Origin of the sequence: Mycobacterium sp. 852002-51057_SCH5723018, assembly GCF_001667035.1 — a bacterium.
In the GTDB taxonomy this organism is placed as follows: domain Bacteria; phylum Actinomycetota; class Actinomycetes; order Mycobacteriales; family Mycobacteriaceae; genus Mycobacterium.
In genome coordinates, this window is record NZ_LZIR01000008.1 from 131,978 (window position 1) to 144,085 (window position 12,108).

Consider the following 12,108-nt stretch of genomic DNA (forward strand, 5'->3'; position numbering starts at 1 on the left):
AATCTCTACAGCCAGCAAGATCGATCAGGGAGCGTAGCCAGTGGGGATGCGGCCCACCGCACGGATGCCGAAGCTAACTCGGCGTAGCCGGATTCTGATCCTCATCGCACTCGGTGTGATCGTTTTGCTGCTCGCCGGCCCGCGCCTGATCGACGCCTACGTCGACTGGCTGTGGTTCGGTGAGCTGGGCTACCGCTCGGTGTTCACCACCGTGCTGGTCACCCGCATCGTGGTCTTCCTGGTCGCGGGCCTGCTGGTGGGCGGCATCGTGTTCAGCGGTCTCGCGTTGGCCTACCGCTCCCGCCCGGTGTTCGTACCGAACAACACCACCGATCCGGTGGCGCGGTACCGCGCGGTCGTCGTTTCGCGGCTGCGCCTGGTGGGCATCGGGATACCCACGGCGGTCGGCGTGCTGGCCGGCATCATCGCGCAGAGCTACTGGGTGCGCATCCAGCTGTTCTTGCACGGCGGCGACTTCGGCATCAAGGATCCTCAGTTCGGCAAGGACCTCGGCTTCTACGCGTTCGACCTGCCGTTCTACCGCCTGTTACTCAGCTACATGTTCGTGGCGGTGTTCCTTGCCTTCATCGCGAACCTGCTGGCCCACTACATCTTTGGGGGCGTCCGGTTGTCCGGCCGGACCGGGGCGCTGAGCCGCTCGGCGCGAATCCAACTGGTCAGCCTGGTCGGCGCGTTGGTATTGCTCAAAGCCGTTGCCTATTGGATGGACCGGTACGAGCTGCTGTCGCACACCCGTGGCGGCAAGCCGTTCACCGGCGCCGGGTACACCGACATCAACGCCGTGCTGCCGGCGAAGCTGATCCTGATGGCGATTGCGCTGATCTGCGCCGCCGCGGTGTTCTCCGCAGTCGTGCTGCGCGACTTGCGGATTCCGGCCATCGGCCTGGTTCTGTTGCTGCTGTCGTCGTTGATCGTGGGTGCGGCGTGGCCGTTGATCGTCGAGCAGATCAGCGTCAGACCCAATGCCGCGCAAAAGGAAAGCGAATACATCAGCCGGAGCATCGCCGCGACCCGGCAAGCTTATGGCCTGACGTCCGACGTGGTGACCTATCGCAACTACACCGGCGACGGCCAGGCCACAGCCCTGCAGGTGGCGGCCGACCGCGCGACCACCTCCAACATCCGGCTGCTCGACCCGACCATCGTCAGCCCGGCCTTCACCCAGTTCCAGCAGGGCAAGAACTTCTACTACTTTCCCGATCAGCTGTCGATTGACCGGTACCTCGACCGCAACGGCGCGCTGCGCGACTATGTCGTCGCGGCCCGTGAACTCAATCCCGACCGGCTGATCGAAAACCAGCGTGACTGGATCAACCGGCACACCGTCTACACCCACGGCAACGGGTTCATCGCCTCGCCGGCCAACACGGTGCGCGGGATCGCGAACGACCCCAACCAAAACGGTGGCTACCCGGAGTTCTTGGTCAACGTCGTCGGCGCCAACGGCGGCGTGGTGTCCGACGGGCCGGCGCCGCTGGATCAGCCGCGCATCTACTTCGGCCCCGTCATCTCCAACACTTCGGCCGACTACGCGATAGTCGGGCGCAACGGTACCGACCGCGAATACGACTACGAAACCAGCGCCGAAACCAAGAACTACACCTACACCGGGCTCGGCGGGGTCCCGGTCGACAGCTGGATATCGCGCAGCGTGTTCGCGGCCAAGTTCGCCGAGCGAAACTTCTTGTTCTCCAACGTGATCGGCTCCAACAGCAGGATTTTGTTCAACCGTGATCCGGCGAGGCGGGTGGAGGCGGTGGCGCCGTGGCTGACCACCGACAGCGCCGTGTACCCGGCGATCGTCAACAAGCGACTGGTGTGGATCATCGACGGCTACACCACGTTGGACAACTACCCGTACTCGGAGCTCACGTCGCTGGAATCGGCGACGGCCGACTCCACCGAGGTGGCGTTCAACCGGCTGGCGCCCGACAAGCAGGTCTCCTACATCCGAAACTCGGTGAAGGCCACCGTCGATGCCTACGACGGCACCGTCACCCTGTACCAGCAGGACGAACACGATCCGGTGCTGAAGGCGTGGATGCGGGTGTTCCCCGGCACCGTCAAGCCCAAGAGCGACATCACCCCCGAACTCGCCGAGCACCTGCGCTATCCCGAAGACCTGTTCAAGGTGCAGCGGATGTTGCTGGCCAAATACCACGTCAACGACCCGGTGACGTTCTTCTCGACGTCCGACTTCTGGGACGTGCCGCTGGACCCGAATCCGACGGCCAGCAGCTATCAGCCGCCGTATTACATCGTCGCGAAAAACATTGCGAAGAACGATAATTCGCCCGCGTACCAGTTGATCAGCGCGATGAACAGGTTCAAGCGTGACTATCTGGCCGCCTACATCAGCGCCAGCTCGGACCCGGCGACGTACGGCAAGATCACGGTGCTGACCATCCCGGGTCAGGTCAACGGCCCGAAGCTGGCCAACAACGCGATCACCACCGACCCGGCGGTGTCGCAGGACCTCGGCGTGATCGGGCGCGACAACCAGAACCGGATCCGTTGGGGCAACTTGCTCACCCTGCCGGTGGGCCAGGGTGGGCTGCTCTACGTCGAACCCGTCTATGCCTCGCCGGGGGCCAGCGACGCCGCCTCGTCGTATCCCCGGTTGATTCGGGTGGCGATGATGTACAACGACAAGATCGGATACGGCCCCACGGTGGGCGATGCACTCAACGGGTTGTTCGGCCCGGGCGCGGGCGCGACCGCGACGGGGATACAACCCACCGACGCCGGCGCGCCGCCGAACCCGCCCGCCACCGGCCCTAACGGCCCCCCCGCGCCCGCCGCGACACCCGGTCCGTCGCCGCCGGCCGCCGCGGCGGTGCCGCCGGCGCCCGACGGATCGGTGACGCTGTCTCCGGCCAAGTCCGCTGCGCTGCAGGAGATCCAGGCGGCGATCGGCGCCGCGAAGGACGCCCAGAAGAAGGGTGATTTCGCCGCCTACGGCGCGGCGCTGCAGCGCCTCGACGACGCGATCAACAAGTACAACGCCGCCAAGTAACCGCCACCGCGGCGCCACCGCGAGGGTGCGTGTTTGTACGCCGACACGCCGTAAAACCTGGCATTCTGCGCACCCTCGCAGGGCGCTAACCGGCGATAATCCGGCGCGCCACCTCGCCGTAGCGCTCGAATCGCTCGTGGTCGCCCAGGGCCCCAAGGGCGTTGTACAGCACCAGGCGCGTGGCGATCCCGGCGTACTTCTTCGTCAGCGCGTCGGCCAATCCGTCCCACGTCGACTCGGTGGCAAAGGCGGCGACGTGGTCGTCGCTGACCTGGGCCGCCATGCCGGCGAAGTCGCCGGCCTTCTGCCTCTCGCGGATCCTCGCGGTCGTCCCCTCGAAACCGGCCTCGTCCCAGATGAACGCGTAGTTCGGGGTGCTGCCATAAAAGGCCATGCTGGCTCGCACCGACTCCCGCTGCGTATCGCGCTCTTCGTCGGTGTCGCCGACGATCGTCATCACCGGCACTATCACCGCGAGGTCTGATGCGGAGCGCCCCGCCTTGGCCGCCCCCGCGGCGAGGTTGGGCACGACGTGCCGGGTCAGGTAGCCCGGCTCGCCGATCGGGTGGACGTGCACCCCGTCGGCCACCTCGCCCGCCATCCGCAGCATCCACGGATTAACCGCGGCCACATCGACTTTGGGGTCGGGCGCGTCGATCGGTCCCGCGCTCCACTGCGGGGTGATGAAGTCCAGATCGTAGAACTCGCCGTGGTGATCGAGCGTCCCCGTCCGGAAAGCGGCGAAACACGCCTTCACCGCGAGCACGTAGTCGCGCAGCCGGGGACCGGGGCGCTCGAAGCCCACGCCGTATCGCCGTACCACGTGCGTACGCACCTGGGTGCCCAGGCCGAGCCGGAACTTGCCGCTGGTCGCTTCCTGGAGCTCCCACGCAGCGGCCGCGGTGACGAAGGGGCTGCGCGGAAATGCCACCGCCACACCGGTGGACAGCTCGAGGCCGGGCGCGGCCTGCGAGGCGACGGCGGCGTTGAGGTAGGGCGTGCGGCCGGTCTCGGTGAACAACAGCCCGGAGAACCCGGCGGCCTGCGTGCGGCGGGCCAGGTCGCCCGTCTGGTCGAGCGGCCGCGGGCTCGTCATCACATCGATGTGCATGGCGGAACACTATGCCGCAGATTCGCGGGCCGATGGATGTCAGCCGCGCGATGCCGTGCGGAACCTCTCCCGGTAGGCCTTGGGGGAGACGCCGAGGTGGTCGACGAACACCCGCCGGAGGCTTTCGGTGCTCCCGAAGCCGGCCACCCGTGCGGTCTCGCCGACGGTGCGGCCGGCGTCCAGCGCGGCGCGGGCGGCGTCGATGCGCACCATTTCGACGTAGCGGGCCGGCGTCGTCCCGAGTTCGGACTGAAACAGCCGAGTCAGCTGCCGTGTACTCAACGAGGCCCGCGCGGCAAGGGTTTTCACGTCATGGTTACCCGCCGGGTCGGCCGCGATCGCGTCGGTCACCTTGCGCAGCGCGGACTGCGGCGGCGGGGCGGCCTCGACCAGTACCGAGAATTGCGATTGGCCGCCCGCGCGCTTGAGGTAGACGACCAACCACCGAGCCACGTCGCGGACCAGGTCGGTGCCGTGATCCATCTCGACCAACGCCAGCGCCAGGTCGATGCCCGACGAGACCCCGGCCGAGGTGAAGACGTCGCCGTCCCGGACGAAAATCGCGTCCGGTTCGACGGTGATGTCCGGGAAGGCGCGGGCAAACAATCGGGCGTCATGCCAGTGCGTGGTGGCGCGCCTGCCGTTGAGCAGGCCGGCCTGCGCCAGGACGAACGACCCGGTACAAATCGACGCCAGGCGCCGCGTCCGGCCCGCGATTGACTTGATCGCGTCGACGAGCTCGGGATCGATCCCTCGCCGCGGCAAGTTGTCGCTTCCGGCGACCATGACGGTGTCGGCGGACTCGATGGATGACAGAGCGTCGGTGACACCCAACCGCGTCCCGATCGAGGTGATGACGTCGCCACCGTCCACCGACGCGATCTTGAGCCGGTAGTCGGCACCGAAGCGGTTGGCCTCGGCGAAGACCTCACCCGCGCCTGCGACGTCCAGCATGGTCACTTCGTCGAAGACGACGATGACCATCACGCGCGACGGCGCATCCGCTTCAGCCACGGACCCATTGTGTCGCAATTCGTGGGAAAGATGGCACATCGGACGGTTGCGGCAGGTTGACGACTGCCGGCTGCGTCGCTTTCTGTGGTGAAGACGGCTCAATGGTCCCGGGCGGACGCAAGCGAGCGCCCGGATACTACCTATTAGCGTCGCCCTACTCAGGAGGTTGATCATGGTCACTCAGCCGATGGAAAGTATCGCCGACATCGTCGTACCGGACACCCCTCTTGTGCGCGAGGTCACCGAGTTCATCCGCGACGCCGAAGACGACTTGCTCTTCGACCATTCCCGGCGGGTGTTCCTGTTCGGCGCGCTGCAGGGCCGGCGCCGCGGACTGCAACCAAACCTGGAGCTGCTTTACGCCGGGGCGATGTTTCACGACCTGGGCCTCACCGAGCGCTACCGCACGTCCACCCTGCGCTTCGAGGTGGACAGCGCCAACGCCGCGCGCGATTTCCTTTTGCAACGCGGCGTCGACAAGGCCGACGCCGACAAGGTGTGGCTGAGCATCGCGCTGCACACCACGCCCGGCATACCCGAGTTCCTCGAGCCCGAAATCGCCTTGGTCACAGCGGGAGTCGAAACCGATGTGCTGGGGATCGGCCGCGACGACCTTGCCCCCGAAGTCCTCGCCGCGGTCACTGCCGTCCATCCACGACCCGATTTCAAGCGGCGCATCCTCGCGGCGTTCAACGACGGCATGAAGCACCGCCCGCACAGCACCTTCGGCACGGTCAACGCCGACGTCCTGCAGCACTTCGATCCGGCATTCGCCCGGGACAACTTCGTCGACATCATCCTCAACAACACCTGGCCCGAATAGCGCCGCTGCCGGCTTGGACCGACTTGTGCCGATAGCATCCCGCCGACCGTGTCAGATTCTGTGGGAAAGACGGCTGGAACGGCGTCGGTGAAATGGCCGTCGGCGCCGCAAAATGAACTGAGCCAAAGAGGAGAAGCGATCATGGCAATTCAGTCGATGGAAACCATTGCCGGCATCGCCATACCCGACACCGCGCTCGTCCGCGAAGCGACCGAGATCATCCGCAGCGCCGAAGACGACGTGCTCTTCCACCACTCCCGGCGGGCGTTCCTGTTCGGCGCGCTGCACGGGCGCCGCCTCGGCTTGCAACCAGACCTGGAATTGCTCTACGTGGCGGCGATGTTCCACGACCTCGGCCTCACCGCGCGTTATGGTGCCTCCACCCAGCGCTTCGAAATTGACGGTGCCGACGCGGCGCGCGACTTCCTGGTGGAACACGGCGTCGACAAAGCCGACGTCGACAAGGTGTGGCTGGGCATCGCCTTACACACGACGCCCGAGGTTCCGGCCCGCCTCGACCCCGAAATCGCTTTGCTGATCGCCGGTGTCGCCACCGACGTCGTCGGTGCCGGCCGGGAGGCCCTCCCATTGGACGCCATCGAGGCGGTGACCGCCGCCCACCCTCGTCCCGATTTCAAGAATCGCATCCTGGTGGCCTTCAACGACGGCATGAGGCACCGCCCACAGACCACCTACGGCACGATGAACGCCGACGTACTGGGGCACTTCGATCCGAACTTCAAGCCCCGAAGCATGGTCGACGCAATCCACAACAGTCCTTGGCCCGAATAGCGGAGAGGGTAGAAAAATGGAAATCCACGAAGCGCTGTACACCACCAGGATGATGCGCCGGCTGCGGCCGGACCCGATTCCGCTGGACGTGCAGGCCCGCATCCTCGATGCGGCCGTTCGCGCCCCCAACGGGGGCAACACCCAACGCTGGCACTTTGTGGCCGTCGACGATCCGGAACTGAAGCGCGAGTTCGCCCAACTGTTCCGGCAGGCCCGCGCCATCGAATACGAGAAGTTCAGCACCGGGACTGGACCGATGGTGGCGCCGGCGCCCGGTGCGGACCCGGCCGCTCACGCCGAAACGATGCGCCGAATCAAAGGCTCGGGGGATTACCTGGCTGACCATTTCGAAGAGGTCCCCCTGTTGCTCTTCGTCTTCGCCATCGACGACCTCGGCGGTGCCAACATCTACCCGGCGATCTGGAGCATCTTGCTGGCCGCCCGTGCCGAGGGCGTCGGCGGCGTCATGACGATGGTGCTCCGCAATTTCGAGGACCGGGTGAACGAGCTGCTGGGCGTGCCCGCTGACGAAGGCTGGAAGATGTCGGCCATGCTGACCCTCGGCTACCCAAAGGGCAAATGGGGTGTCGCAGCCAATCGCCGTCCCGTGCACGAGGTTTCGTCCCGAAACCGCTGGGATGCGCCGTTCGGTGTCGAGGTGCCGCAGCCGCTGTGGTCGCCTCAAGACGAGATGACGACCGGCCTGTCCGCGGTGGGATGAATCTGCGGCACAACGGGACTCAGGCCGCCAGGATCGCTGCGGCTATCTCGTCGGGGTGGGTCAGCAGGGCGTTGTGCGTGCCGGGAACCGGGATCGGTTCGACATCGAGCCGCGCGGCGAATTCGCGTGCCGGCCACTGCAAGGCGTGATCGCACTCGCTGGCGAGGTAGGCGGTGGGAATTGCCAGTGCCGCGGCACCGACGTCGGGGGCGTCGGTGAAGTAGCGACCGGGTTGCGGCGCAAGCATGTCGGCCACCAACCGCTGCAACTCGGGCGCAACATCTTGCATCAAAGCCTGCTCAACGTCTTTGAATGTCGCTGGAATGGAGCCGGTCGGCGATTCGGCGATCGACCGCAAATTTGACTCGCGCAGCTCTGGTGGATCGTCATCAACCAGGCTCCTACCGCGAACCGGCACTTGCGCATTCAGGTAGACGATCTTGCTTACACGGTCCGTGAGCGCATGTGCTGCCTCGGTGGCGGGGTAGCCACCCCAGCTATGGGCGACCAGGACCACGTCGTGGTGGGGGAGGCGACGCACTTCGCCGACGATGTAATCGACCGCATCCTTGAGTCGGTAGCCCGATGGGTCATCACCATGGCTGAGGCCAGGAAGGGTCAGGGTAATTGCTTCATGGCCCTTCGCGCGGAGTCGCTTGGCGACGGGCTGCCAGGACCATCCCCCGTGCCAGCTACCGGGGACGAGGACATAGGTTGCCGGGTGCTTCACGTTATCTTTTCAACCTTCATTCTCGACATGCCGCACACCAATCACGTTGCGACGCTGCATCATTGTACCGCCATCGGGTCGACTGCCCGTGTCTCTGGCCGCCATCATGTACACCGAACGCGCATGGTATCCCGGAAGCGCGACGCGTCGCGTTGCGATGTCGCAATCTGTGGCAAGGATGTCCGAATTCTGAGCGTGGCTGGGTCGGCACGTAACCCAGACTGATACTTGTGATTTCGCGAAATCTCAGCGGCTGGATCGCGCCCAGGAGTGCGGCGGTGAGTACACCAGCGGCGGTCGCGGCCGAGAATGTCGCGTGCGCAATGGGTTTCGCGCCAGAACGGCGGACCACAGCTCTGAGCAAGACCTTGTCAGCGGCCATCTGGCGGTTCCACGGCAAATCGCCCTACGAGCTACAGGCGCCGGCGCAACCGATAGACCTGTCGGACGATGTCGGCCTCACCGAGCTAGCCGAATCGGTGGGTCTGTCAGCGGCGCGCGTTGCGACGCTTTTCCGGCAGGGCACGGGCGAGCCGCCGCATCGGTGGCTGATGAGCCGCCGCGTCGCCAGGGCCTGCGAGCTGCTGCGCGACCCTTCATTGAGCATTGGCGAAATCGCGCACCAGTGTGGGTTCGCCAGTCCCCAACACCTGGCCACGGTGATGCGCCGGCGCCTCGCCACGACGCCGACCGCGTATCGCGCGCACCTCCTCGGTTGACCCACCCTGGCTCCGCACCCTGCTATGGGGCAGGGCGGAACGGATGCCCCATCAGTTGCCGATCACACGACAGTTTGGAGATGAGCTTGTCTGAATCTAAAGGTACCGCTGTAGTTCTCGGGGCCAGCATCGCTGGATTGCTGGCCGCGCGGGTCCTCGCCGACTTCTACGGCGACGTGACTGTCGTCGAACGCGATCTCCTCCCGGGCGGCCCGCTGACGCGTCGCGGGGTGCCGCAAGGCGGCCTGCCTCACATCCCGGCAGCCCGGCTGACGCGGACCCTGGACCAGCTGTTCCCCGGTTTCCTCGATGAGCTGGTCGTCGGCGGCGCGCGCGTCTGGAACGACGGCGACCTGTCGCGGCTGTGCATGACATTCGGCGGACACCAGCTGCTGCGTTCCGGCAGAGTCCCCGATCCCGAGTCCATCGTCATCCACTACGCGCACCGGCCGTTTCTCGAGTGGAGTTTGCGTCGCCGGGTGCATGCCATTCCCAACGTGGAGTTTCTGCAGGGTTGCGACGCGGTGCGGCTGACGTCGACCCAGGAGCGTGGCCGTGTGACGGGCGTCGTGGTGGCGCGGCGTGACTCTGGCGCCGAAAACACCCTGACGGCAGATCTTGTCATCGACGCCACCGGGCGGGGCTCGCGGACACCGATGTTTCTCGAGGAACTCGGCTACGGTCGTCCACGCGAAGACCAACTCAAGGTGCACGTCACCTACGCCGGCCTGCCGGTTCATGTAGAGCCGGGCAAGTTGCTGGAGAACGTCACCCTCACCGCGGCCGAACCCAGCCGCCCGGTGGCATTCGCGATGTTCGCCGGCGAGAACGACGCCTACATGATCGCGGTGCAAACGCTGACCGGGCGTCAGGCACCCACCGATCGCGCCGGGCTGTTCAATTGTCTGACCGACATCGCGCCCCCGCACGTGCTGGCCGCCGCGCGGTCCGCGGAACCACTCGCAGACGTCACGCAGTACAAGTTTCCCTCAAACCGGTGGCGACGCTACGACAAGCTGGCGCGCACGCCCGACGGCCTGATCGTGATGGGCGACGCCATGTGCAGCTTCAATCCTCTTTACGGCCAGGGAATGTCGGTTGCCGCCATCGAAGCGCTGATCCTGCGTGATTGTCTTGAGCAGGGCGACGAAAGCCTACCGCGGCGCTTCTTCGGTCTCGCTGCCAAAGAGATCGCCGTGGCGTGGCAGACGGCCGTGAGCTCCGACCTGGCGTTGCCGCAAATAGCCGGGAAGCGAACCGCGTCGGTGCGGCTCAGAAACGCGCTTGTGGAGCGCATGGTGTCCGCCGCGGAGACCGATCCGGTAATGGTCCAGCGATTCCTGCAGATGATGAACATGGTCGGTCCTCGCGCGGAGTTGTACCGCCCATCGACGATGCTGCGCATGGCAGCGAAACCACGAAATGCACGTAACGCGGACGCCGCAGCTTGACGAGGTTCGCCGCCTTCTTGTCTTCCGAACCGGTATTCGACCAGAGAAGGAAACGATGGAACGAACTGAGAACGACACCTGGGATCTGGCCACCAGTGTGGGTATGACGGCCACCATGGTTGCCTCGGCCCGGGCGGCGGCCAGCAGACAACCGAACCCGATCATCAACGATCGGTTCGCCGAACCGCTGGTGCGCGCTACCGGTGTGGAGCTGTTCGCACGGCTGGCGAGCGGAGACCTCGAGTTCTCCGACATCGGAACCGGTTGGATGGCCAATTTTTTCGCCGTCCGCGCCCGGTTCTTCGACAGCTTTTTCCCCAAAGCATCGGCGGCCGGCATCCGACAGGCGGTGATCGTCGCATCGGGACTGGACTCGCGCGCCTACCGGATGGCATGGCCGACCGGCGTCGTCGTCTACGAGATCGATCAACCCGCGGTGATCGCGTTCAAGAGTGCAACGATGTCCGACCTTGGCGCGGAACCGGCCGCCGAACTGCGCACGGTGGGAACCGATCTGCGCCATGACTGGCCAACGGCCCTGCAGCAAGCGGGTTTTGATGTCGCGGCGCCCACCGCGTGGATGATCGAGGGGTTGATGATTGGATATCTTCCGGGCGACGCGCAGAATCGCATGCTGGACCACATCACCTCGCTCAGTGCGCCGGGCAGCCAACTGATCGCCGATCATTTGCCGCGCGGTTCGGAGTCCCTCGGATCGTTGCTGCAGAACGTCGCAGCGACCTGGCGGCAGCACGGCGTCGACGCCGACTTCGCCGGCCTGACCTATTCGCATGACCGCAACGACGCGGAGAAGCACTTGCAAACGTGCGGATGGACCACCAGTTCCCGCAGTTTGACCGACCTGCTCAGCGCTGCCGGGGTGCCGGCCGGCGACATGGACGCCAGCCCGAACGGACCGGGAGCGATCAAATACCTGATCGCCACCCGACAGTGAGCACCGTGGCTGGCCAAGCCCAGTCAAGCGCCTTGGCGCTGGCCGGTTGGTCGACTCGAGGGGGTCAGGACCCCGGTGACCGTAAATATGGAAAATAAGTCTCATTAGCACCAGCCGGCAGGCCGACCGGGAGCCCATACTGAACGCACGACTTCCCAGCTGGGCTTCGCGCGACGACGGCGCATCCCCCCTTTAAGGAGGTGCAGCACATGGCCGAGATGCAGACAAGTGACCGCAGATTGGTGTGGCACGGCATGTTGTTGTTTCTGCTCGGATTGGTGACCGGCACGCAACAGCGGCGCTTCACCAACATGCGCATGGCGCTTTCGGCCCACCTCGAGGGCGTCATGAATGGCACCTTCCTGATGGCGCTGGGCGCGATATGGGGCCAGGTCGAGCTTCCGGATCCGCTACGCCGGACGGCCCGATGGACGGCGCTCTACGGCACCTACGGCAACTGGCTCTTCACCACGCTGGGCGCCGCGCTCGGTACCGCCGCCGCAAACCCGACGCTGTCGGAAGGACACCACGGAAACCCCCGGCAGGAGCGCGTCGTCCTGCTCGGATTCCGTAGCATGCGCTATGCCTTCCTTACTTCGGTGGTCCTCATTCTCTGGGGGCTTGGCCGTCGAAAATCGCCGCAAGGCACACCCGTCGCACCGCCGCCCGACGTCGCGTCGCTTGACGTCGACGACGTCGCACCGGTCGGCGCCGGAACCATGGGCACGTCCCGCTTGCCCCGCTGAAAGGACAGA

At 65.7% G+C, this 12,108-nt stretch carries 11 protein-coding genes; 8 read left to right on the plus strand and 3 right to left on the minus strand.

The window, feature by feature from the left end; translation table 11 throughout:
• Positions 1-40: 40 nt before the first annotated feature.
• Positions 41-3,037, plus strand: coding sequence for a UPF0182 family protein (locus tag A5764_RS03015; RefSeq protein ID WP_067108292.1), 2,997 nt, complete (start codon positions 41-43; stop codon positions 3,035-3,037).
• Positions 3,038-3,122: 85 nt separating this feature from the next.
• On the opposite strand, the gene A5764_RS03020 is transcribed toward A5764_RS03015, so the two are convergent.
• Positions 3,123-4,148: a TIGR03617 family F420-dependent LLM class oxidoreductase gene (locus tag A5764_RS03020; RefSeq protein WP_067108295.1), complete on the minus strand. Its 1,026-nt coding sequence runs from the start codon at positions 4,146-4,148 to the stop codon at positions 3,123-3,125.
• Positions 4,149-4,187: 39 nt separating this feature from the next.
• Positions 4,188-5,132 carry a GlxA family transcriptional regulator gene (locus tag A5764_RS03025; RefSeq protein ID WP_231989593.1) on the minus strand — a complete coding sequence of 315 codons (945 nt, stop codon included), beginning with the start codon at positions 5,130-5,132 and terminating at the stop codon, positions 4,188-4,190.
• A gap of 202 nt (positions 5,133-5,334) precedes the next feature.
• Between A5764_RS03025 and A5764_RS03030 the strand changes: the two genes are divergently transcribed.
• From A5764_RS03030 to A5764_RS03040, 3 genes are all read left to right on the plus strand, one after another.
• Positions 5,335-5,985: an HD domain-containing protein gene (locus tag A5764_RS03030; RefSeq protein WP_067108299.1), complete on the plus strand. Its 651-nt coding sequence runs from the start codon at positions 5,335-5,337 to the stop codon at positions 5,983-5,985.
• Positions 5,986-6,126: 141 nt separating this feature from the next.
• Positions 6,127-6,777, plus strand: coding sequence for an HD domain-containing protein (locus A5764_RS03035; protein ID WP_067108312.1), 651 nt, complete (start codon positions 6,127-6,129; stop codon positions 6,775-6,777).
• A 16-nt stretch (positions 6,778-6,793) separates the two neighbouring features.
• Positions 6,794-7,498: a nitroreductase family protein gene (locus A5764_RS03040; RefSeq protein WP_067108314.1), complete on the plus strand. Its 705-nt coding sequence runs from the start codon at positions 6,794-6,796 to the stop codon at positions 7,496-7,498.
• Between the two features lie 19 nt (positions 7,499-7,517).
• Here the strand turns inward: A5764_RS03040 and A5764_RS03045 are convergent, their stop codons facing one another.
• Positions 7,518-8,228 (minus strand): alpha/beta fold hydrolase, encoded by a 711-nt coding sequence (locus tag A5764_RS03045; RefSeq protein ID WP_067108317.1) that lies wholly within the window; start codon positions 8,226-8,228, stop codon positions 7,518-7,520.
• Between the two features lie 278 nt (positions 8,229-8,506).
• Here A5764_RS03045 and A5764_RS03050 point away from each other — a divergent pair, with 278 nt between their 5' ends.
• The 4 genes from A5764_RS03050 (at position 8,507) to A5764_RS03065 (ending at position 12,099) form a co-directional block, all read left to right on the plus strand.
• Positions 8,507-8,947, plus strand: coding sequence for a helix-turn-helix transcriptional regulator (locus tag A5764_RS03050; protein ID WP_231989583.1), 441 nt, complete (start codon positions 8,507-8,509; stop codon positions 8,945-8,947).
• Positions 8,948-9,033: 86 nt separating this feature from the next.
• Positions 9,034-10,398: an NAD(P)/FAD-dependent oxidoreductase gene (locus A5764_RS03055; protein WP_231989584.1), complete on the plus strand. Its 1,365-nt coding sequence runs from the start codon at positions 9,034-9,036 to the stop codon at positions 10,396-10,398.
• Positions 10,399-10,453: 55 nt separating this feature from the next.
• Positions 10,454-11,353, plus strand: coding sequence for an SAM-dependent methyltransferase (locus A5764_RS03060; RefSeq protein ID WP_067108322.1), 900 nt, complete (start codon positions 10,454-10,456; stop codon positions 11,351-11,353).
• 209 nt (positions 11,354-11,562) lie between these two features.
• Positions 11,563-12,099, plus strand: a complete 537-nt coding sequence (locus tag A5764_RS03065) for a hydrogenase (protein ID WP_231989585.1) — start codon at positions 11,563-11,565, stop codon at positions 12,097-12,099.
• Positions 12,100-12,108 lie beyond the last annotated feature (9 nt).

Bases quoted from the DNA above. Each gene is read 5' to 3' on its own strand.
- A5764_RS03060 (WP_067108322.1), top strand. From the start codon at position 10,454: ATGGAACGAACTGAGAACGACACCTGGGATCTGGCCACCAGTGTGGGT.
- A5764_RS03030 (WP_067108299.1), top strand. From the start codon at position 5,335: ATGGTCACTCAGCCGATGGAAAGTATCGCCGACATCGTCGTACCGGAC.
- A5764_RS03065 (WP_231989585.1), top strand. From the start codon at position 11,563: ATGGCCGAGATGCAGACAAGTGACCGCAGATTGGTGTGGCACGGCATG.
- A5764_RS03020 (WP_067108295.1), bottom strand. From the start codon at position 4,148: ATGCACATCGATGTGATGACGAGCCCGCGGCCGCTCGACCAGACGGGC.
- A5764_RS03025 (WP_231989593.1), bottom strand. From the start codon at position 5,132: ATGGTCATCGTCGTCTTCGACGAAGTGACCATGCTGGACGTCGCAGGC.
- A5764_RS03040 (WP_067108314.1), top strand. From the start codon at position 6,794: ATGGAAATCCACGAAGCGCTGTACACCACCAGGATGATGCGCCGGCTG.
- A5764_RS03035 (WP_067108312.1), top strand. From the start codon at position 6,127: ATGGCAATTCAGTCGATGGAAACCATTGCCGGCATCGCCATACCCGAC.